General features: G+C 37.6%; 17 protein-coding genes and 1 pseudogene. 5 read left to right on the top strand and 13 right to left on the bottom strand.

Annotated elements, in window-relative coordinates:
- Positions 1 to 24: 24 nt before the first annotated feature.
- From P3T75_RS06510 to pcrA, 3 genes are read right to left on the bottom strand one after another with little or no spacing between them, the layout of a single operon-like run.
- On the bottom strand, positions 25 to 1,122 hold the full coding sequence (locus P3T75_RS06510) for a CamS family sex pheromone protein (RefSeq protein ID WP_206902756.1): 1,098 nt from the start codon (positions 1,120 to 1,122) through the stop codon (positions 25 to 27).
- Positions 1,112 to 3,139: an NAD-dependent DNA ligase LigA gene (ligA, locus tag P3T75_RS06505; protein WP_230710797.1), complete on the bottom strand. Its 2,028-nt coding sequence runs from the start codon at positions 3,137 to 3,139 to the stop codon at positions 1,112 to 1,114. Before ligA ends, P3T75_RS06510 begins: the two co-directional genes overlap by 11 nt.
- Before the next feature lie 22 nt (positions 3,140 to 3,161).
- A complete protein-coding gene (gene pcrA / locus P3T75_RS06500) occupies positions 3,162 to 5,375 on the bottom strand; it encodes a DNA helicase PcrA (protein WP_206902878.1) in 2,214 nt (737 codons plus the stop codon).
- A 270-nt stretch (positions 5,376 to 5,645) separates the two neighbouring features.
- Between pcrA and P3T75_RS06495 the strand changes: the two genes are divergently transcribed.
- Positions 5,646 to 7,172: a ClC family H(+)/Cl(-) exchange transporter gene (locus P3T75_RS06495; RefSeq protein WP_282462575.1), complete on the top strand. Its 1,527-nt coding sequence runs from the start codon at positions 5,646 to 5,648 to the stop codon at positions 7,170 to 7,172.
- A 55-nt stretch (positions 7,173 to 7,227) separates the two neighbouring features.
- Here P3T75_RS06495 and P3T75_RS06490 read toward each other — a convergent pair whose 3' ends face one another.
- The gene (locus P3T75_RS06490; protein ID WP_282462513.1) at positions 7,228 to 9,531 is read right to left on the bottom strand and encodes a hypothetical protein; all 2,304 of its coding nucleotides are present in this window, start codon (positions 9,529 to 9,531) and stop codon (positions 7,228 to 7,230) included.
- 17 nt (positions 9,532 to 9,548) lie between these two features.
- Positions 9,549 to 11,015, bottom strand: a pseudogene (locus P3T75_RS06485) (alpha-amylase).
- Between the two features lie 185 nt (positions 11,016 to 11,200).
- On the opposite strand from P3T75_RS06485, the gene P3T75_RS06480 reads away from it, so the two are divergent.
- Genes P3T75_RS06480 through P3T75_RS06470 form a run of 3 tightly spaced genes read left to right on the top strand, consistent with a single transcriptional unit; the run spans position 11,201 to position 14,836 of the window.
- A complete protein-coding gene (locus tag P3T75_RS06480; RefSeq protein ID WP_282462512.1) occupies positions 11,201 to 11,956 on the top strand; it encodes a DeoR/GlpR family DNA-binding transcription regulator in 756 nt (251 codons plus the stop codon).
- Complete coding sequence (gene pfkB, locus P3T75_RS06475; protein ID WP_282462511.1) at positions 11,953 to 12,870, top strand: 1-phosphofructokinase; 918 nt, start codon at positions 11,953 to 11,955, stop codon at positions 12,868 to 12,870. Before P3T75_RS06480 ends, pfkB begins: the two co-directional genes overlap by 4 nt.
- A gap of 46 nt (positions 12,871 to 12,916) precedes the next feature.
- Positions 12,917 to 14,836 (top strand): PTS fructose transporter subunit IIABC, encoded by a 1,920-nt coding sequence (locus P3T75_RS06470; RefSeq protein ID WP_206902750.1) that lies wholly within the window; start codon positions 12,917 to 12,919, stop codon positions 14,834 to 14,836.
- An 86-nt stretch (positions 14,837 to 14,922) separates the two neighbouring features.
- On the opposite strand, the gene P3T75_RS06465 is transcribed toward P3T75_RS06470, so the two are convergent.
- Together P3T75_RS06465 and P3T75_RS06460 are read right to left on the bottom strand one after the other, a co-directional pair.
- Complete coding sequence (locus P3T75_RS06465; RefSeq protein WP_206902749.1) at positions 14,923 to 15,120, bottom strand: hypothetical protein; 198 nt, start codon at positions 15,118 to 15,120, stop codon at positions 14,923 to 14,925.
- 11 nt (positions 15,121 to 15,131) lie between these two features.
- Positions 15,132 to 16,463, bottom strand: coding sequence for a hypothetical protein (locus tag P3T75_RS06460; protein ID WP_282462510.1), 1,332 nt, complete (start codon positions 16,461 to 16,463; stop codon positions 15,132 to 15,134).
- A gap of 129 nt (positions 16,464 to 16,592) precedes the next feature.
- On the opposite strand from P3T75_RS06460, the gene P3T75_RS06455 reads away from it, so the two are divergent.
- The gene (locus tag P3T75_RS06455; RefSeq protein ID WP_206902747.1) at positions 16,593 to 16,754 is read left to right on the top strand and encodes an SPJ_0845 family protein; all 162 of its coding nucleotides are present in this window, start codon (positions 16,593 to 16,595) and stop codon (positions 16,752 to 16,754) included.
- 7 nt (positions 16,755 to 16,761) lie between these two features.
- Here P3T75_RS06455 and yihA read toward each other — a convergent pair whose 3' ends face one another.
- From yihA to sppA, 6 genes are all read right to left on the bottom strand, one after another.
- Entirely contained in the window at positions 16,762 to 17,346 is a 585-nt protein-coding gene (gene yihA, locus P3T75_RS06450; protein WP_282462509.1) for a ribosome biogenesis GTP-binding protein YihA/YsxC, read from the bottom strand.
- Between the two features lie 62 nt (positions 17,347 to 17,408).
- Entirely contained in the window at positions 17,409 to 18,647 is a 1,239-nt protein-coding gene (gene clpX, locus P3T75_RS06445; protein WP_282462508.1) for an ATP-dependent Clp protease ATP-binding subunit ClpX, read from the bottom strand.
- Positions 18,648 to 18,872: 225 nt separating this feature from the next.
- The gene (gene tig, locus P3T75_RS06440; protein WP_206902744.1) at positions 18,873 to 20,156 is read right to left on the bottom strand and encodes a trigger factor; all 1,284 of its coding nucleotides are present in this window, start codon (positions 20,154 to 20,156) and stop codon (positions 18,873 to 18,875) included.
- A gap of 117 nt (positions 20,157 to 20,273) precedes the next feature.
- Positions 20,274 to 21,221 (bottom strand): hypothetical protein, encoded by a 948-nt coding sequence (locus P3T75_RS06435; RefSeq protein ID WP_282462507.1) that lies wholly within the window; start codon positions 21,219 to 21,221, stop codon positions 20,274 to 20,276.
- A gap of 23 nt (positions 21,222 to 21,244) precedes the next feature.
- On the bottom strand, positions 21,245 to 21,838 hold the full coding sequence (locus tag P3T75_RS06430) for an RDD family protein (protein ID WP_206902742.1): 594 nt from the start codon (positions 21,836 to 21,838) through the stop codon (positions 21,245 to 21,247).
- A gap of 1 nt (position 21,839) precedes the next feature.
- Positions 21,840 to 22,871, bottom strand: a complete 1,032-nt coding sequence (gene sppA / locus P3T75_RS06425; RefSeq protein ID WP_282462506.1) for a signal peptide peptidase SppA — start codon at positions 22,869 to 22,871, stop codon at positions 21,840 to 21,842.
- Positions 22,872 to 22,890: the final 19 nt, after the last annotated feature.

Below are 22,890 nucleotides of genomic sequence, written 5' to 3'. Positions count from 1 at the left end.
TAATTCCGCCTATTTTTCAAGTCACTAATTGAAAATATAAGAAATAATCTCTTTTTGTTCGGGTTTTTTCGCTACGAAAGCTTGTGGTCCCTCCACAGAATTAATTTGAACTTCGACATTACCATTCACCGAGTCAAAAATTGACTCTACTTGTTTTCCGACATATTGCGTGAAACTTGTAATTTCAGTTTTACTATAATACTTTGTTTCAATCGTAATCGTTAAGTTTTCTGCCTGCTCATCGACATAATAAATCTCACCGGTAACACCTACTAAATTTGGAAAGAAATTTTGAACCGCCGATTGAAAAGAATTAAACTTCGTACTCATGCCATCTTGGGTCGCGATATTTTTGGCATCGGCAGCTACAGGAAGTGCCAAATGACTTTCGTTAACTCCTTTAAAATCAGCAATCGTCGTATCCCCGTTTTTGCTCACCGCGGTATAGATGTAATTTCCTCCGTTGATATCTTCTTTACTAGCTTGTTCAAAGATGCCAACCACGATGGGGATATTTTTCAAACCATCCATTTTACGTACTCTTGTAAGGACAGCGTTGATCGTTTTTCTAGCATTGGCCATCAATTCATCCCGGGAGATTTGCGTTTGACTATCATCGCCATAGTAAACTGAGTTAAAAGCAAAGCCCAAAGACATTCCCGCTAAAGTTTTCCCATCTTCTTTTAAGAAATCTTGTTCCATTAATTGTTGAAAAATGATAGGTTGGCTTTTGTCCGCAGGATTTAATCCTTGATTATTTTCGTCTGAATTACGTTCCAACCATTTTTCAATTGTATCATAGTCTAACTTTTGACCTTCTTGGAAAAAATATTTGTCAGGTGAAAAAGTCTGGTGGGATAAACGCAACAATCCTGTTTCAAAATTATCTTGATTGTAGCCACTGTTTAGTTTTGTGGCATTTAATTCTCTAGCTGCACTCGTTTTGTAACGACCATCATTAATCACAGCTTGATATTCGGAGCGGTCAATTCGACCAGTCGTCATATTTTCGCCATTATTTTTTCCGCCATTGTCTACATTTGTAACGCCTTTGTCTAAATTGCCGCAACCTGTAAGCAACAGTACTAATGCGCTTGTTAAAAACAATGATTTAATCTTCATTAACTAAACTCCTATCTAGCGCTTCTACCATCTGCTCTTCATTCCAGACAGTAATGCCTAACTCTTCTGCTTTTGAAAGCTTACTACCGGCATCTTCTCCCGCAACTACAATATCAGTTTTTTTCGACACGCTACCAGTAACTTTCCCACCAAGATTTTCAATTTTTTCTTTGGCTTCATTGCGATTGTAATGGGTTAATTTACCCGTTAAAACAATTGTTTTACCATTAAAAGGTGAATCAATTTCTGATTGCTGAACAACTCTTCCTTTAAAGGAGAAGTTAACGCCTGCTGTTTTTAACTCTTGTAGGAGTTCATGTACCTCTTCGTTTTCAAAATAAGTCACAACACTATCAGCAATTGTTTCACCCAAAGTATCCAGCGAGATGATGCTTTTTTTGTCTGCTATGGCAATTGACGCTAAGTCGCCAAAGTTTTCGGCTAAGATCTTTGCCGCTTTGGCACCAACATGGCGAATTCCTAAACCAAACAACAAACGCTCAACAGAATTATCTTTACTAGCGGCAATCGCTTGTAAAATATTGTTGGCCGATTTTTCTTTGATTTTAGGTAACGTCAACAACTGCTCACGCGTTAAACTATATAGCCCCGCAACATCGGTTAATAAGTGGTGGTCATACATTTGAGCCAGTACTTTGGGCCCTAAACCATCAATATTCATCGCGTCCCGGGAAACAAAATGACGTAAGCCTTCTTTGATTAAGGCAGGACATTTGGGATTAATACACCGTAAAGCCACTTCATCGTCTAAGTGGACCAACTCACTGCCACAAATTGGACAAGTAGTTGGAATTGAAACAGGCTGACTATCTTTTTTTCGTAAAGGCAAGACGACTTGCGCTACTTCTGGGATGATGTCACCGGCTTTGTAAATTGTAACAGTATCAAAAGTGTGCAAATCCTTTTGTTTAATAAAATCAACATTGTGCAAACTAGCCCGACTAACGGTAGTACCCGCTATTCTGACAGGCTCCATGACAGCGGTTGGGGTAATCACACCGGTTCGGCCAATTGACCATTCAATATCCAGTAATGTCGTTTGCGCTTCTTCTGGTGGAAATTTATAAGCAGCCGCCCACCGGGGTGCTTTAACTGTGAAGCCTAATTCATCTTGTTGGTGAAAATCATTGACCTTAATTACCACCCCATCGATTTCATATGGCAGTGTTGTCCGCCGTTTGTGGAATTCTTCGATATAAGCCCAAATTTCATCAATATTTTTGCATAGGCGCCGCTCTTTGTTAACGTGAAAGCCAACATTTTCTAATTGCTTTAAAGCAGTATATTGGTCATCAACATGTAGTGGTCCAAAATCAACTACTGTATATAAAAAAGTATCTAAATTTCGTTTGGCCGTGACTTTGGGATCTAATTGTCGTAAACTACCTGCCGCAGCATTCCGGGGATTAGCAAAAATCGCTTGTCCGGCTTCGTCTCTTTTTTCATTTAAAGCCACAAAGGATTTTTTGGGCATAAAACACTCACCCCGGACTTCAATTGTCAAAGGTTCTTGTAAACGCAACGGAATCGAACGCACCGTTTTTAAATTCTCGGTAATATTTTCGCCAACTGTTCCATCTCCACGAGTAGCCCCCCGAATAAAAAGTCCCTCTTCATAGCGTAATGTCACCGAAAGTCCGTCGATTTTCAATTCACAAACATACGTAACGTTTTCTCCTAACTCTTTTGTCACCCGGTTTGTAAAGGCGATGATCTCTTCTTTATTAAAGACATCATTCAAACTATATAAGGGCACATCGTGAACAACTTTTTCAAATCCTTGTAATACTTGTCCGCCTACCCGTTGTGTTGGTGAGTCAGGTGTCACAAGCTCAGGATAGCTTGCTTCGATGGCAACTAAATCGTGATAAAGTTTGTCATAGACATAATCTTCAACTGTCGGATTATCTTTAACATAGTATTCATAGGCATAGGTGTTTAATTCTTGTCGTAAAGCAGCTGCTTTTTTTGCTAATTCCGTTATAGATTCTGACATGCACACTTTTCCTTTCTAAAAACTAAACTTTTTCGATTGGGGCAAAAGCTGCTAACAGGCGTTTGATTCCTTGCTCTGGAAAAGCAACGTCCAATTCCATATCTTTTGCCGTCCCATTTGTTTTTACCACGGTTCCAACTCCCCATTTTTTATGGCGTAATTTATCTCCAACTTGCCAAGCTGATTTCTCGCCACCGGTATTTTGTTTTGCAGTTACCCCGGTAATAGACGGTTGTTGGTATGTTCTGGTTGCTTGAGCTTTTCTAGCAGAAAAAGGGCGACTATTTGCGGGCTGTGCTACTTGACCAGCTTTTGTAAGTAGGTCATCTTCAATTTCTTCTAAAAAGCGAGAAGGGCGGTTGTATTGGGTTTTCCCGTATAAGGTCCGAGTGAAAGCGTTCGTTAAATACAATTCCTCTTCTGCCCTTGTGATCCCTACATAAGCCAAGCGTCGCTCTTCTTCTAATTCACTTTCTTCCATTAGCGCTCGTGATAAGGGAAATACCCCTTCTTCTAAGCCAATTAAAAAGACAACAGGAAATTCCAGTCCTTTAGCAGCGTGAAGGGTCATTAACGTCACTTGACTATTTGACTCTTCAAAACTATCCACATCTGACAACAAAGCCAAATCATTTAAAAAGACCGATAATTTATCGTCTGCATTTTCTTCATCGCCGCTATTTTCCCGCTCGTAATTTTTATCAAATTCTTGTGTTACTGTTAAAAACTCTTCTAAGTTTTCTAAGCGGTTTTGGGCTTCTAGCGTGTTTTGGCGCTTCAATTCATCTTCGTAACCACTTTTTGCTAAGACCTCTTTGGTCAATTCGGTAACAGTTAAATAGGTGCGCATTTTTTGAAAGTTTGCGATTAGTTCGGCAAAATCAGCCAACTCTTTCCCTGCTTTACCACTAATATTGGCCAATGCTGAATTTTCAGCTGCTTCTAAAAGTGAAAAGCCGTGGAGATTACCAAATTGTCGCAATTTCTCTAACGAAGTAGTCCCAATACCGCGTTTTGGTACATTAACAATTCGTTCAAAACTTAATGAATCAGCGGGATTGGCAATGACTTGCAAGTATGCCAGAATATCTTTAATTTCTTTTCGATCGTAGAACTTATGGCCGCCTACCATTTTGTAAGGCATATTTGACTTCAATAACGTTTCTTCAACCACACGAGATTGGGCATTGGTCCGATATAAAATAGCGAAATCACCGTAATCACGTTTTTGTTCTTGTTTTTTTTGCTGAATTTCACTGACGATAAATCGTGCCTCATCTCGTTCATTGTCACCACGATAATAAGTGATTTTCTCGCCTGAATCGTTTTGTGTCCAAAGCTTTTTGTCTTTGCGATTTTGGTTATTTTGAATTACTTGGTTTGCGGCATTTAAGATATTTTGAGTGGAACGATAATTTTGCTCCAATAAAATAACTTTAGCGTCAGGATAATCTTTTTCAAAGTCCAAGATGTTTTGCATATCTGCTCCCCGCCAACCATAAATACTTTGATCGGCATCTCCCACCACACATAAATTGCGAAAACGCTCAGCCAGCATATTAACTAACGTATATTGGGCATGGTTGGTATCTTGATATTCATCAACATGGATATAATGAAATTTATTTTGATAATAGTGCAGTGATTCAGGATGCTCTTTAAATAAACGAATTGTATTCATGATTAAGTCATCAAAGTCCATACATTCATTTACTTTTAATTCTTGTTGATACATATCATAACAACGGGCAACAATCTCTTCAAAAAATGCACCTTGTTGTGCTTCATAATCACTTGGTGTTAAAAGTGCATTTTTAGCATTTGAAATCGCCGCTAAAATAGAGCGTGGATCATATTTTTTTGGATCGATATTCAATTCTTTTAAAACACGCTTCATTAAGGTTAATTGTTCAGAACCATCAATAATGGTAAAATTCCGCGAATAGCCAATATAATCTACCTCTCGTCGCAATATGCGAACACACATTGAGTGAAAAGTAGAGACCCAGACATCTTCACCACCAGCCGGGATAATTTTATTCACCCGTTCTTTCATTTCTTTAGCAGCTTTATTTGTAAAAGTAATCGCCAAAATATTCCAAGGATTTACTTCTTTTTCTTCAATTAAATACGCGATTCTATGAGTTAACACGCGGGTTTTACCACTTCCAGCTCCTGCCATGAGCAACAATGGACCTTCTGTATTTTTGACAGCTTCTTTTTGACGAGGATTCATTCCCTCTAATAATGGATTGGGTGACACATAACAACATCCTCTCTAATTCAATCTTTTTAATTATAGCATTTTAGCCTCTTTGGATAAATTGAAAAAGGAAAAAATCTTAGGTTTTTTATAAGTTCACAGGAATATAAAAAGATGTAAAAAAGCAGACACAATTGTGCTTTGCTCTTTTAGCCGAAATTTATTTGTCCTATTAAAAAAAATCCGCTATGATAATAACGCAGTCTATTTTGACAAGTGGATGAAGGAAACGGCGGGGTTAATGTGAAGAAGTTTTTGGATACGCTAGATAAAACAAAAATAAAATATATTGGAAAAGGAATTTTAGTTGGGACTTTGGCGGGAATTGTGGTGAGTGTATTTCGCCTTTGGATTGAAAAGATTGGTGAAATTTTACCTGTCATTTATCAGTACTTAAAAGTACAGCCAATTTTTTTAATTCCTTGGACTATTTTGATGCTTTTATGTGCCATTGTCGTTGGTGCTTTAATTAAAAGCGAGCCCAATATTAAAGGAAGTGGGATTCCTCAGGTTGAAGGACAGTTGAAAGATGAAATTTCGGTTTTGTGGTGGTCGGTTTTGTGGAAGAAATTTATCGGCGGTATTTTAAGCGTTGGTACAGGCTTATTCCTTGGAAGAGAAGGCCCCTCTATCCAGCTGGGGGCCAGCTGTGCTCAAGGTGTTGCTACTAAAATGAAAGCTGGCAAAAGCGAAGAGAAAATTTTACTGTCCAGTGGTGCAGCTGCTGGTTTGGCCGCTGCCTTTAATGCACCTGTTGCCGGCTTATTATTTGTCGTTGAAGAAGTTCATCATAACTTTTCCCCATTGGTTTGGTTGACCTCTTTTGCTGCCGCTTTAATGTCTAATTTCGTTTCTTTAACTATTTTTGGCTTACAACCGGTACTGCATTTAGGTGATATTCCTTCTTTGCCGTTAAGACATTATTGGCTACTTATTTTATTAGGAATTGTCTTAGGGATTTTAGGCCGCTTTTATCAAGTTATTTTACTAGCACTAGAGAAATGGTATGGCTTTTTACCCTTACCGGCTCATTTGCGTGGTATTATTCCATTTCTTTTGGTCATTTTTGTCGGCCTATTTTTTCCTAATTATCTTGGCGGCGGCAATCAAATCATTATTGCTTTAGGGCAACATTCCCCTACTTTAATCGCATTATTTGGTTTACTGAGCTTGCGTTTTATTTTTTCGATGATTTCTTATGGCTCCGGACTTCCTGGTGGGATATTTTTACCCATTTTAACTCTAGGCGCAATAATAGGTAGTCTTTTTGCTAACTGCGCTGTGATTTTCTTTGGTTTAGAGCCCACCTTTGTTAAAGATTTCATCGTGATCGCCATGGCAGGATATTTTGCTGCCATCGGTAAGGCACCGCTAACTGCCATCATTTTGGTCACTGAAATGGTTGGATCACTCGTACATTTAATGCCCCTCGGCTTGACTGCACTAGTAGCATATGTCGTAGTAGATATTTTAGGTGGCGATCCAATTTATGAGGCACTTTTGGAGCGACTTGTGAAAGGCAAAAAGACGCATTTAACCGGGCAAAGAACAACTGTCGAAATCCCAGTTTTGGCTGGTAGCAAACTAGATGGGACGTTGGTTCGTGATTTTGATTGGCCAAATCATATGCTCTTAGCACTTTTACGTCGTGGTGATCGTGAAATTCTCCCCCATGGGGATACAGTTATCAAAATGGGGGATACGTTAGAAATTCTAACAGATACGACCCATGCTGGTGATATTGTCCGCACTATTAATGAACAAATGTGATAAGAAAAACGGCTAGAACAAAAAACGCAAGACCCAACAGGATCTCGCGTTTTTTTTATTCTTGTGGGAATAAGTAGACCATCGAATACGGCGTGCCAGAAAAAATATTGGAAATCATATTACCTGCTAATACCTGATGCCAAAAGCGGTTTTGATGACCATTATTCCCCCAAAAGATACCAATGTGACAATCCGCTCCATATTCTCCCCAACGCCCTTCAAGGTATAAAATATCACCTTTTTTAGCACGACCACTTTTTAGTAATGCGTTGATGGAACCATACGTGTAATATTTACAATTTTTCTTCAAGGCATCGCGCCACAATGTAGCATTTGCCGCACCGCCATACCCTAAACGTGTAATTGGCGCTAAATTAGCCCCGCTGTTACGCATTGCTGCAGCTACAAATCCCGTACAGTTCATACCTTGTCCATATTTATTGGGACGACCCTTTGGTTGCATGAATACTTCTTGATTGCTGATACCACCATAGCCTAACCCTCGATAGCGCGTTCCAACATAAAAGCCATTTTTCTCATTGGCCGTCATATGCTTTAATACTTTTCCCCGCGTTGTTCCCAAATATGCAGCTGTACCTTTTTTAATCCGGACCGCTGCACTATTGACATAACCTAGCCACTTGCCTTTGCCATTATAAATGGAATAGTATTTTGCCCCGTTAAAATGTTGATAATAGCCGCGAGCTTGAACACTTTGATTGAAAATAGCAGAGGTTTTTCCACGTTTTTTAAAATTAAAATCATTGTAAGTTAAATAATTACGGGAAATAACAACGCCTTCATCCCCTAATTTTTGATACATTCCGCCTTTGCCATTACCGGTTTTTGCACTTGCGGCATTCACATAACCCAACCATTTGCCTTTGTTATCGTATACAGTATAATAACGGGCCCCGTTAAAATGTTCATAATAACCTCGGGCTTGATATGTTTTTTTGTATAAGTTCTTGGTGGTGCGTAATTTTTTAAAATTAAAATTACTGTACATCCAATAGTTAGCGTTCGTAAACGTAATGTAACGATTACTACTTTGGTAAATACCACCTTTGCCATTACCGGTTTTTGCACTTGCAGCATTCACATAACCCAGCCACTTGCCTTTGTTATCGTAAACGGTATAATAACGGGCCCCGTTAAAATGTTCATAATAACCTCGGGCTTGATATGTTTTTTTATACAGCGCTTTAGTTGTCCGTAACTTTTTAAAATCAAAATTACTGTACATCCCATAGTTAGCATTCGTAAACGTAATGTAGCGATTACTACTTTGGTAAATACCACCTTTGCCATTACCAGTTTTAACAAAATTTTCTGGCACATAGCCAATCCACTTACCTTTATTATCATAAATCGTGTAATATTTCTTCCCATTAAAGTGGAGATAAAATCCCCGTGCATCATAAGTTTTTAAATAGTAAGCAGTGGTTTTATTACGCAATGCAAAATTAAAGTCCTTATATATATCACCACTTTTTTCCACAAATGTAACATATTGGCGATTTGCTTGATAAATCCCTCCTGCAGAAGTTTCTTTTAAAACCGTAGCATCAACGATCCCAACAGCATCATTTTTGTTATCAACAAGCACCTCATACCGTGTACCAGAGTAATCAATATAATAGCCTTTAGCTTTTAATGTCTTACGCAAAATACTCTTAGTAGATTGTGGAGCCGAAGAAAAATTAGCAAATAAGACATTTTTCTCCTCTAGTGTGACAAAATATTTTTCTACTTCATAGGAAATCTCATTTCCTTGTGAGAAGTCACTTGTGGTAACATCTGCCACCAAAACATACCCCAGATCTTTGTTCCCACTAGTAAGTAAGTAGTAGTCTTGTCCTTCTAAAGTAATCGTTTTAGTAACCTGATACGTTTTATTTAATTGCTCTTTGTTTGGTGTTGTGTAAGTATTTAAATCTGTCAAATTTTGATAAATTTTTAATGAATAATTTTGATTAGTCAAAGTGACATATTTTGCTTGAACTAAGTTGCTTTTAATAAAGGTAGCCTTTTTATTTTGCAATTGCTTTTCTGATTGTTTTTCTGACTGTCTTGTTGAACTTTGCGTAGTGCTTGAATCAGTCTTTGTTTCTTCATTCAACGAGGTACTCGTTTCATTTTTTTCGATTGTCTGTTCACTGCTACTTGTAAATTCTTCACTTAAACTTATTTCCTCTGTTGAAGAAGTAAGTGCAGTATCGCTTCTTATATCCGTTTCTGATACAGCTTCACTATTGACGCTACCTTTTGTTTCTGTCAACGTTTGTGCTACTACTTGCATCGGCACCACACCTTGCAAAATACACAATAAACCAAACCAAATCCCTAATTTTTTCATTTAAATGCACTCCTATTCTACAGGGCCCAAATTTTTTTTGCCACATCCTCATTAACGTACACAGAAATTTGTCCACCATTTACCGGAAACAAACCACGACCATTTTCATCCAATACAACATGAGTATCATTATTTTTCAAAACATCAACAAATGTTTTCCCAGCATGAATTGCGCTGATGGTCATCTCTTTTTGATTGGCATCAGAATCCGTTAAAATGACTGCAAAACCAGATAATTCTTTATCAAAGTCCCCTGTAAAAACCCACCCAATGCAATCAGGATCATCAAAGTAATCCACTTCGTTACCATAGGCTAAGTGTTGGCGGATTTTAAGTAGGTACTCAAGCTTTTCCCCCACTGGTCCAATGTTTTGTGTTTTAATACCATACAAATCTCCCCAAAAAACAGTGGGCGTGCCAATTTTACGTAATAAAATTAGCGCATAGGCATGAACTTTAAACCAGCCCTCCACCCATGATTCTAAACTTTGTCCTTTTTGAGTATCGTGATTATCCACAAAAGTTACTGCATATTCAGGCCTTGACTCTACTAGAGTTCCCGTAAAAATCTCCCGTAAGTCAAAGGTACCGTTTCCGCGACTAGCTTGATAAAAATTAAAGTGTAAAGGCACGTCAAATAAATAAATTAGGTTGCCAGAAGAATCAATATAGTTTTCCAATTTGTCTAACTCATCGGTCCAATATTCTCCTACTACAAAAAGCGGTGCCCCTTTTTCTTGCCTTCGCTTCAATAACCAATCAACAAAAAAGTCAAATTGAATATGCTTCACTGCATCCAAGCGGAAACCATCGACATTCGTCTGTTCTAAAAACCATTTGCCCCAACGATCCAACTGTTCGATTGTTTCTTCATAAGTCATGTCCAAATTACAGCCCATCAAATAGTCAAAGTTACCATTTTCCGAGTCGACATCTGAAACCCAGCCCTTATCGGCAAGATTAAAAATTGCATGATCTTTATTATGGGCATCATAATCAACGCCAGAAAAATTCCGCCAGCTCCATATATAATCATCATATTTTCCTTTGCGACCTGGAAAAGTAAAGCGCGTCCATGCCTCAATTTCTTCTTCATCACTAATTTGCTGATTACGATTATCCCAACTGTATTTAACAGCTGAGACTTTTTCTGTCTCATCAGCTCCCATAAAATGATTAAAAACAATGTCTGCATAAACATCTATTTGATTTTCTTGTAACTTTTTAATTGCCGTCAAATATTCTTCTTTTGTACCGTATTTGGTTGCAACTGAACCTTTTTAATCAAATTCACCTAAATCATAGAGGTCATAAGTACCGTAACCAACGTCATTTACACCTGCAGACCCTTTTGCTGCTGGAGGTAGCCAAAGTGCATTGATGCCCAATTTTTTAAAGTAATCAATTTCTGTAACCAATGACTGCCAATGATTACTGTTGGCCTCAAGTTCCCATTGAAATGCCTGTAATAAAGTTTTATTCATTTTACCAACACCCTTCTACTTATAATTAAGCCAAAGTTCTCAACTTTTTTCAATTGTTAGCCCTTCCACTGCAGTTTTTTAACCCTTTTCAATTTCTTTTGTGATTTGTTTTGAACGTTTTTGACTGTTTGTAGTTGAATTTGAAAGAAAAACGTGCTACTATATGGTCGAAGGAGGAATTGTAAATGCTTACAGAAGAAAGACAACAAAAAATTTTGCAACTCCTTGCTCAAAATAATATCGTCAAACTGCATGAGTTAACCAACTTATTAGATGCTTCTGAATCAACAATTCGACGTGATTTACAAGAATTAGAGAATCAAAAATTGCTAATTCGGATCCATGGCGGTGCAAAGCGAGCAGGTCAGCATATTGGTTTTGAAGCAGACATGCAGACAAAAACTAAGGAAAATGTTTCTGCTAAACAAATGATCGCTAAACTCGCAGTCACACAAATTCAAAAAGATGATGTCATTTATTTGGATGCCGGAAGTAGTACATTAGAATTAATTCCCCTACTTACGACTGGAACATCTTTAAAAGTTGTGACCAATTCCGTTAAACACGCTGCACAATTGATTGATTTAAATATCGATACCATCATCTTGGGTGGAGCCATTAAACTTTCAACCAATGCCACGTTGGGAAATACCAGCTTAAAACAATTGGCTGAATTTAATTTCAACAAAGCGTTTTTAGGTATAAACGGAATTGACTTAACTGCAGGATATACTACTCCTGATCCAGAAGAAGCAATTTTAAAAAAAGTAGCCCTACAACAAGCAGAAGAAGGATTTATTTTGGCAGACCATAGTAAGTTTAATCAAATTAGCTTTGCAAAAGTAGCACCATTAGATGCAGCTACCATCTTGACAGATTATTGTCCTGAAGAGCACGTAGACTTGTATCGTGAAGTCAAAATATTGGAGGCAAAAAAATGATTTACACCGTTACGCTAAACCCCTCAATCGACTATATCGTCCATGTGGATGACTTAAAAATCGGTGAAGTAAATCGGATGAAAAAAGATCTGAAATTACCTGGTGGTAAGGGTATTAACGTCTCCCGCATATTAAAGCGGAATAATGTTGAAAATATCGCCTTAGGATTTTTAGGTGGTTTTACGGGTACTTTTATCACTGACTGGCTAAGTCAGGAAAATATTGAACAAAACTTCACCCAAATTAACGCAGATACGCGGATTAACATTAAGTTAAAGGCAGAAGCTGAAACGGAAATCAACGGTCTAGGTCCTGACATTTCAGCAAAAGACATTGCCGATTTAAAAGCAAAATTAAGCACTGTTACTAAAGGAGATATCGTCGTTTTATCTGGCAGCGCTCCTGCTAGTTTACCAAGTGGCTTTTATCAAGAGCTTGTTCAATTAGTAAAAGAAAATAAAGCTGATTTTGTTATTGATACGACCGGTCAAGACTTGATGGATGCTTTGACTAGTCAACCGGTATTAGTAAAACCAAATAACCACGAATTAGCAGAAGCTTATCACACTACTTTCAACAGCATTTCAGATATCATTCCTTTTGGTAAGAAACTGCTGAATACCGGAGCTCAAAACGCCATCATTTCAATGGCTGGCGATGGCGCACTGCTCTTCACAAAAGAAGGCGTTTACCAATCAAATGTATTAAAACGCCCCTTAAAAAATTCAGTCGGTGCAGGCGACTCTATGATCGCAGGTTTCATCGGCGCCTATAGTGAGAATAAGGATGCAGTGAATGCCTTTAAATGGGGCGTTGCCAGCGGAAGTGCCACTGCGTTTTCAGATGATTTGGCACAAGCAGAATTTATTCAAGAACTATTAGCTGAAGTTGTAATTGAAAAAATTGCCGATTAATTTCGGTTAAAAATAAGCTGTCGTTTTAACATTAAGGAGGAAAACAATGAATATCAATGAATTATTGATTAAAGATGCCATGATTATGGATCTGAAGGCCACTGACAAAAAAGGTGCAATCGATGAAATGGTTCAAAAAATGTATGATGTCGGCCGAATTTCAGACATCGCAGTTTACAAAGAAGGTATTTTAGCCCGAGAAGCACAAACTTCAACTGGTTTAGGTGATGGAATTGCGATGCCCCATGCAAAAAATAAAGCCGTTAAAGAAGCGACAGTATTATTTGCTAAAAGTAATGCCGGTGTTGACTATGAAGCACTAGATGGTCAACCTACTTATCTATTTTTCATGATTGCCGCTCCAGAAGGTGCAAACGATACCCATTTACAAGCGTTAGCTGCCCTTTCTCGTTTGCTCATTGATGCTGATTTTGTTGCACAATTAAAATCAGCCAAAACACCAGATGAAGTGCAACAACTATTTACCGACGCACAAGCAAAAAAAGACGAAGAAGCAAAAGCTGAAAAGAAAGCTGCCGAAGAAGAAGAATTAAAGAGTTTTAATCGCAAATACATTGTTGCTGTTACCGCTTGTCCAACTGGTATCGCCCATACTTACATGGCCGAAGACGCCTTGAAAAAACAAGCCAAAGAAATGGGTGTTGACATTAAAGTTGAGACAAACGGCTCAGAAGGAATTAAAAATCGTTTAACGGCTGAAGATATTGCTCGCGCTGATGGTGTCATTGTCGCTGCAGACAAAAAAGTTGAAATGGATCGCTTTGATGGCAAACATTTAGTGAACCGCCCTGTTAGTGATGGTATTCGCAAACCAGAAAACTTGATCAATGAAGCATTGAGCGGTTCTGCGCCAGTATTTAAAGGCGATGGTTCTGCCTCTAGTAGTTCAGATGAAAGCGCAGATGGCACGGTAGGACAACGGATATATAAAGACTTAATGAACGGTGTTTCACACATGTTACCGTTTGTTATCGGTGGTGGGATTGCCATTGCTTTATCCTTTATGATTGACCAATTTATGGGCGTTCCAAAAGACAGTTTAGCGCAATTAGGTAACTATAATATACAAGCATCTTGGTTCAACCAAATTGGTAGTGCAGCGTTTGGTTTTATGTTGCCAGTCTTAGCTGGTTTTATTGCTTCAAGTATTGCTGATCGTCCTGGTTTAATTGTTGGTTTTGCCGCAGGTGCTTTAGCAAATACTGGCGGTGCTGGCTTCTTAGGTGCTTTAATTGGTGGTTTCCTTGGTGGTTATGTTATCTTGTTCTTACGGAAATTATTTAAAGGTCTACCAAAATCACTTGATGGGATTAAAACTATTTTGTTCTATCCAGTATTCGGACTTTTAATTACTGGTTTTCTAATGCTCATCATCAACGTACCCATGAAAGTAATTAACGATGCGTTAAATAGTTTCTTAACTGGTTTAAGTGGTTCTAATGCAGCTTTACTTGGCGCTTTACTAGCTGGTATGATGGCAGCAGATTTGGGTGGCCCAATTAATAAAGCAGCCTATGTTTTTGGTACAGCAACATTAGCTACTACAGTCGCTTCTGGCGGTAGTGTGGTAATGGCCTCTGTCATGGCCGGTGGTATGGTTCCTCCATTAGCAATTTTTGTAGCTACACGTTTATTCAAAAATAAATTTACGAAAGATCAACAAGATGCTGGTTTAACAAACATTGTAATGGGACTGTCTTTTGTTACCGAGGGCTCTATTCCATTTGCTGCAGCTGATCCGCTACGTGCTATTCCAAGTTTCATTATCGGTTCTGCAATTACAGGAGCATTAGTTGGTGCTAAAGATATTCTGTTACTTGCACCTCATGGTGGTATTTTCGTAGTATTCTTAGTCAGCAACCCAATTTTATATCTAGTATTTATTGCCATCGGGGCAGTAATTTCTGGTATCATTTTTGGATTATTAAAAAAAGACGTTAACTAAACAAATAAAACTTCGTAAAAAGACCAACGATTCATATTGATGAATTGTTGGTCTTTTTTATAACAGACATTGCTAGTGAAAAATTACTACTCTTTCCCACTCCTAATTTTTTGAACTTCCAATTTTACTTCTAATTGCCAATACTTGTAAATACATAGGCAGCTTCCTAATAAAATAATCGCTAGGGCTAACGGAATTTTCATGAAAAAATCCGGTAACATTAACAGTAAGATTGTCAGAACACCCGTTGGTAACATATACTTTTTAAACAATAAATCTTCCATTTTTTAACCCCCTACACGACTTTTATTTCATTCGTATTTTTCATTGCCGAAAATGGTACAAAATTGACACGCAAATGATTTTTTTTCTTTTTCATATCAAAATATACACGCTGTTTGCGTTTTTTTAACCGTGTAAAATGGATATCTTGCATCCGCTCTTTTAAGATTTTATATGGCACTTTAGTTAGAAAATCATCCGGCAGATAAATATTTAAGATTGCTAAATATTCATGGTAGCGATCATCGGTGATATTTATTTCTAAGTAGTTCCGCAAATAAAATTCATATGCGCAAAGACCCTCATCCAGAGAATACTGCGGATTTAAAACAAGATAATTCATCATCTTCATTCCCTGCTCATCGATCCAAGGAAAATAAGCCTGCGCATTTAAAACGCCTTTGACACGTCTTTCTTGGTAATTATCGTGAACAATATCATAAACACGGGTCACAAAATGCGTTGCTTCTTTTTTAGGTGTTGGCTGCAGCCGGTCATTTTGGTATTGAACTGTCTGAATGACATTTTCTGTGTATGCGTATTCAATTAAGGGTTCACGTAATATTCCAACGCCATTATCCCAGGCTAATTGATCAATCCCCATCTGGTCTCTAAACAAGCGCTGATAGCCCAAATTCAAGTCTTCTTGCCAACGATAGGGATCTTTGTAAAGTTCAACAAACCACACATCTTCTGCAGTTTTTGTTACTTGTTCAACTTGTTGCACTTCTTCTACCACCGCTAATGGAATGATTTTATGATAACGAGCGGTGAAGTAGACGCGCCAACAGGAAGTTAAACAAAAACCACGATAAAAAATGTCATACCCGGCAAACTGATTACAATCTACCACCGTTTTATTTTCTTTATTACGGATTTTAGGTAATTTTTCTATTTCTGCTAGCGGCTGAAATACTTGGCGCATTTTTATATCATCGGTATTGTGATACAAATACTCATCGTAATTTCTGATGTAGCCAAATAAGCCGCGTTCCTTCATTTTGACATCGACATAATTTAAGATTATTTGCTTGTTTTTTAAAAAGATTTCTTGTGAAACGAGATGCTTTTCTAATAAATTACCATCGACCAAATGAAAATAAGATTCATTGGGACCTTCTTTTACAATAAACTCCAAATCTTCTTGCTCAGTTAATTGACTCAAAAGTTGATGAACACGCTTTAAAGAAAAAGACTGCATCTCTTCATGGTTCACAATCATCTGCTGTGGTTGATAGAGCAGGCGAACAAAGACAAGCCAGTCTTGCAAATGACGCTTGATCATTTGGTCATTTAAGTTGATATATTGCACTGTGATAAACATCTTATTTGTCAACTTCATCATCTCACCGCCTTTTAATCTTTCTATAATTTTATTATAACTAATATTGGCGTTAAAAAAAAGTAAAAAGGAATCGTTTTTTCTTAAAAATCCTACTAAAACGTGCTAAACTCTAACTGGAGGTGGATTGCGATGGGTTTGAAATTTGAACGAGATGATTCATTAGATAAAATGTTTGATGATTTGGTAATTTTACCGGACAAAAAAGAGGAAGTTGATGTTTCCCGTTTTTTAAAACCAGAAATAAAAAAAGAACAAAAAAAGAGCAAAAAAACAGAGTCGAATCAGAAATGATTCGACTCTATTTAATTGCTCTTTCAATAGCTTGCCACGCTTCTTCTTTTCCTTCTTTGGTCACCGAAGAAAAAATAATGAAGGTATCCGATTTATCAAAATCCAAAGCTTTTTTAATGACTGATTCGTGTTTATTCCATTTGCCACGGGGAATTTTATCCGCTTTTGTTGCAACTACGATTACAGGTAAGTCGTAGTACTTCAAAAACTGATACATTTGAATATCTTCTTGACTAGGGGCATGGCGTAAATCGACTAAAGATACTACTGCCTTCAATTGTTCCCTTTGAGTCAAGTAAGTTTCAATCATCTGCCCCCATTTGGCCCGTTCACTCTTAGACACTTTGGCGTAGCCATAGCCTGGAACGTCAACAAAGTGCAATGTATCCTCAATCAAATAGAAATTGAGAGTTTGGGTTTTTCCGGGCTTAGAAGAAGTTCGGGCAAGATTTTTTCGCTGGATTAGCGTATTAATGAAAGACGATTTTCCGACATTAGAACGTCCTGCCAACGCGATTTCTGGTAAATCTGTTTCGGGATATTGTTTTGGCGCTACGGCACTAATCACAATTTCTGCGTTATGAACTTTCATCTATTTCACTCCTTTAAAAATCAAGCTAAAAGCTGGGTACGAGCCCCAGCTTTTTTGTTCATTTATCCCGCTTTTTTCTCAGCATAAATAACTTTTGGTGTACCAACACCTGTGACAGCATCTTCTGTGATGATAACTTCTTTAATATCTCCATCGCTTGGCACATCAAACATGACATCCATCATAATATCTTCAATAATCGAGCGCAGACCCCGCGCACCAGTATTACGCTCAATCGCTTTTGCTGCAATTGCTTTTAGCGCGGATGGTTCAAAGGTTAATTCAGTCTCATCTAAAGACATCAACTTTTTGTATTGTTTGACTAATGCATTTTTAGGCTCCGTTAAAATGCGGACTAAATCATCATTTGTCAATTTATCTAAGGCAGCCATGACTGGCAAGCGCCCGATAAATTCTGGAATCAAACCAAACTTCAATAAATCTTCAGGGATGATGTGTTGCATCACACTTTCGTCATCACCGATTTTTTTATTGTTCGTGCCAAAACCGATGATTTTTTCACCCATTCGATTTTTAACGATCGTTTCAATTCCATCAAAAGCACCACCAACGATAAATAAGATGTTAGTCGTATCAATTTGAATCATTTCTTGATGAGGATGCTTTCTGCCGCCTTGTGGTGGTACACTTGCTTCTGTGCCTTCTAAGATTTTAAGCAAAGCTTGCTGCACGCCTTCACCAGAAACATCTCGTGTAATCGAAACATTCTCACTCTTACGGGCAATTTTATCGATTTCATCAATATAAATAATCCCTTTTTGGGCTCTTTCAACATTGAAGTCAGCCGCTTGTAAAAGTTTTAATAAAATATTTTCGACATCTTCACCTACATAACCAGCTTCTGTCAAGCTTGTAGCATCCGCAATTGCAAATGGAACGTTAAGAGAACGGGCTAATGTTTGGGCTAAGAAAGTTTTTCCTGAGCCGGTAGGCCCGATTAAACAGATATTACTCTTTTGTAATTCTACCTCATCTTCGCTACTTTCCGCATTCACACGTTTGTAATGATTGTAAACCGCCACAGCCAATGCTTTTTTCGCACGGTCTTGCCCGATTACATATTCATTTAAAATTGCTAAGATTTCTTTTGGTTTAGGTACATCGATGAATTCCCGCACTTCTTCATCCAGGAACTCCTCGTCAATGATCTCTTTGCATAAGTCGATACACTCGTTACAAATGTAGACCCCGGGACCGGCGACGATCTTACGCACTTCTTCTTGCGATTTACCGCAAAATGAACAACGTACAGTTTCATTTCCGCTAGTGTTGTCGTACATGGTCTCACCCCTTGAAAAATTTCCGTACTCTTAACGAGTGCTGGATAACTGATTTAAACAGTCTTAAACTATGATAGCATACTATTTACGAAAGAAAAAGTAGTTGCTTTCATTGTAGCCAAGTACAATCGTTTTTTAATAAAATATAAAGCCAGCTTCTATTTTTTTAAGGGCAATAAAGCAAAAAAAACCACCAGCACAAGCTGGCGGCTTCAATTTTAAAAATTATTTTTCAACAGCTGTTCCTGTAACAAGTTCAACCGCTTTTTTCATTGTGATATCATGTTTTAACATATCTTCTGTTAAAACGCGTTTGATTTGATCAACTGGCATGTTGTATGCTTCAGACAATTCAGCGATTTCTTTTTCAACATCTGCTTCTGTTGCTTCTAAGTTTTCTGCAGCAGCAATAGCTTCAATTACCAAGTTTGTTTTAACTCGGTTTTCAGCTTCGCCTTCAAATTGTTTGTGTAAATCTGCTTCTGTTGAACCAGTCAATTGGTAATACATTTCAGGTGAAATACCTTGACGTTGCATGTTGTTTAAAAATTCGTCCATAGAACGGTGTACTTCATCATGAACCATTACATGCGGTAAATCAAGAATTTCAGCATTTTCAACAGCAGTTCTAATAGCTAATTCATCTTTAGCATCTTCAGCTGCTTTTTCTTTTGCTTCTGTTAATTCTGTCATGTATTTTTCTTTTAATTCTGCTAAAGTTTCAACGTTTTCGTCGACGTCTTTTGCAAATTCATCATCCAATTCAGGTAATTCTTTTGTTTTTACTTCGTGAACAACTACTTTGAAGATAGCTTCTTTACCAGCTAAATCTTCTGCTTGATAGTCTTCAGGGAAAGTTACAGTAACATCCACATTATCGCCAGCTTTATGATCTACTAATTGTTCTTCAAAACCAGGAATGAATGAACCTGAACCTAATTCTAATGAGTAATTGTCGCCTTTGCCGCCTTCAAATGCAACTCCGTCAACAAAACCTTCAAAGTCAATCACAACAGTGTCGCCGTTTGCAGCTGCTTCGTCTTCTTTAATCACTAACTCAGCTTGTTGTTCTTGTTCTTGTTTTAATTTTGCGTCAACGTCTGCTTCTGTGACTGTGCGATCTTGTTTTTCAACAGTTAAGTCTTTGTAGTCCCCTAATTTAACTTCAGGTTTAACCGTAACTTCAGCTTTGATTACCCAATCTTGATCTTTTTCCATGCTGTCAATGTCAATTTTTGGTTGAGAAACAGGATCGATTCCGGCTTCTTTCACTGCAGCTTCGTAATTTTCTGGTAATACAGCGTTCAATGCGTCTTCATAAAGAGCTTCTTCGCCGTACATACGGTTAAATACTTGGCGTGAAACTTTCCCTTTACGGAAGCCAGGTACATTTAAATTTCCTTTTACTTTGTTGAATGCTTGTGTCAAACCTTTTTGAATTTCAGCTTGATCGATTGAAAATGTTAATACACCATCATTGGTGCCAGTTTTTTCCCATTTTGCAGTCATGTGTTTCCCTCCGAATAAACTAATTTTACTATGAAATACTTTCATGCATACTTTTAAATAGTACACTAACCCTTAGGAATTGTAAACATTTTAAGGTTATTGAAAGTAAAAAAAACTTTAGAAAATCACTTGATAAATTTGCCGAATTTTTTCTTTTTGTTTTGTGATGTCAGCTAGTTTTTCTAGCCCCGCTACTGCTTTATTATTTCCCATCATTGCCTGATATTCTAAAATATAACTTTGCTCCCACCTCTTTAAATCGTCAGTGAAAGGTACAAAAGGATACGTTACAGCTAATTGCGCACTTAGCTCAGTTAAGCAGTAATTTGCCAGTTGGATGTCTGTCGCGGCAATTTCTGTTTCAAAATATGTTTTTAATTTTTGATAAGCTGGGACTTCTTCGGGTAATTTAAGTTCTTTTAAATTTATAGTCGCTATTGTATTATCCCAACGGGCACAACGAATGACTTTATCGCAGCCTAATAAAACGAGCTCCTCTACTAAGCGCGGCCGCAAAAAATTATTTCGGCATTTGGGTAAAAAATCCTGCATTAGCCCGATAAATTGAGGATAAGTTAACTGCCCCACAAAAACTTCCCAGTCCGCTGTTATAATCGGCATTAAACTTTCATCCCACTGATTTAAAAGCTGTCTTTTTACTTGCAAACTTTCCGGATCTAATAAATCAATTGCCAACTCTAATTGTTTGATCTGTTGGGTTAATGTTTTTTTTTGCTCTTTTGTCAAAAGACTGTTTTGTATAACTAGCTTACGAGCAGTTAAAAACTGTTGATTTAATAATAAAATTCTTACATAGGTAGTTATTGTTGTCGACGTTTTCTGATATTCAACTGCAAAGTCTTGTGCTATTTGCAGTGCACTTTTAAAATCTTCACTTTTTAATAAAGCTTCTGTATAGAGCTGATTAATCTCAAATGACATTTCCATCTCATAAGCTTTTTGTAAATAAGTAACGCTCGTTAGAAACTCTTTTTGTTCCATTGCTTTTTTTGCTAAACGAATATTTCGTTGCAATTCATCTGGGAAGACAATTTTTTCACCCATTTTTAACACCTGCTTTGTTAAAATTAAGCCCGTAATTCTTTATTGAAAGCTTTCAAAACATTAATGGTAATTACCGAAGTGTCCGAAAAATAATCACCCACGTGTTGTTTGTGATCTGTAAAGGCTGCTACAATGTACCCTAAAACAAACGGAAATCCTTTTAAGATAAAGCGGCAAACAGTTTCTCTGACAATAACTGTCCCCCAGGAAAGTTCTGTTTCACTTAAAGAAACTACGCGAATGCCAAAGACCATTTTCCCAATAGTTTGTCCGTGATTTAATTTTGTCAATAAAGTGAAATACGCTAAATAAATCGCCAATGACAAAAGACTAGAAAAACTTAAAAAATTAGTTGCTATTTCTACTGCCGCCACGCGATATGTTAAACCTACTGTTGCGTTTGTAATCGCATGAATACACATTAAGTCAAGGCAATAGGCAAACATGCGAATCCAAAAACCAGCATAAAAATAGTTGGGGAAATACTTTTTATTTTCATTTTTTTCATTTAGCAACGGACGCCATATTTTCTGCTGCTTTTTTACTTCTTCTTGGGTGAAGTTTTTTTTATCATCTTTTGTTTTAAATACTTTTGGACCTTGTATTTTATCGCTCATTTTATTGTCCTCCGTAATAATAAAGAGGTTTTGGTGCCTGAGCATTTCCAAGCGATGCAAATAAATGCACTAATGTACTATCTTCACTTGGTGCTAGTCCTTGTAATTTAGCTGCCTTATTGCCTAACCAAGAAGAATAAAAACCGGTATCGCCAACAGAATATTCAATTACTTGCGCGTTGGTTAATTTTTTGTCTTTTTTTAGTGCGGCTAGCGCATCTTCTGGAAAACCAATTTCATCAACTAATCCATTTGCTTTTGCTTGTGCTCCATCGTAAATACGACCATCAGCAATTTTACGTACGGCAGCTTCTGACATACCACGACCTTTTGCTACCACTTTAACAAACCGGTCATAGGCATTGTTGACATACGTTTGCAAGACTTCTTGATCTTTTTGCGTGGGTTTTCTAGTAGTAGAGCCCATGTCTTTTAAGGCCCCACTTTTATAGGTTTCATCGGTGATACCTAATTTCTCCATTAAACCACTATAGTTTACCCCAGACATAATGACGCCAATGGAACCTGTTACCGTTTCATCGGTAGCAAAAATTTTATTAGCAGCTGCTGAGATATAATAACCACCGCTGGCAGCCATATTTTTCATACTAACATAGACAGGAATCTTTAATTCTTTAATTTTGGCAAATTCCTTGGCAATTTCAGCACTCTCATAAACTCCACCACCAGGAGAATTTACTTCTAACAAAATCCCTTTAATATTTCCATCCCTCTGAATTTCTTGTAACTGTGCTAGGAAATCTTGGTGACTATACGTTGCCGTCGAAAAGATACCACCACTACCTGTATCTGCAATCGTACCGTCAACAGTCAATTTGGCAATCTGTTTATCAGCATCGCCATCTTCAATGACATTTTTTTCCAATTGATTTGACCCATACAATAATGCATTTAATCCTGCCAGTGCTTGTTGGCTCTCGGCCTCATTATGGGTGGCAACCCGAGAAGACACCGCTGAAAAAACAAACAACCCAACTGCGATAACAACTGCAATCCATCTTCTTTTATTCATTTTCTACTCCTTTAATTTT

It is taken from the genome of Enterococcus montenegrensis, assembly GCF_029983095.1.
GTDB classification, from domain to species: Bacteria; Bacillota; Bacilli; order Lactobacillales; family Enterococcaceae; genus Enterococcus_C; species Enterococcus_C montenegrensis.
This window is presented reverse-complemented; position numbering and strand designations above follow the sequence as displayed.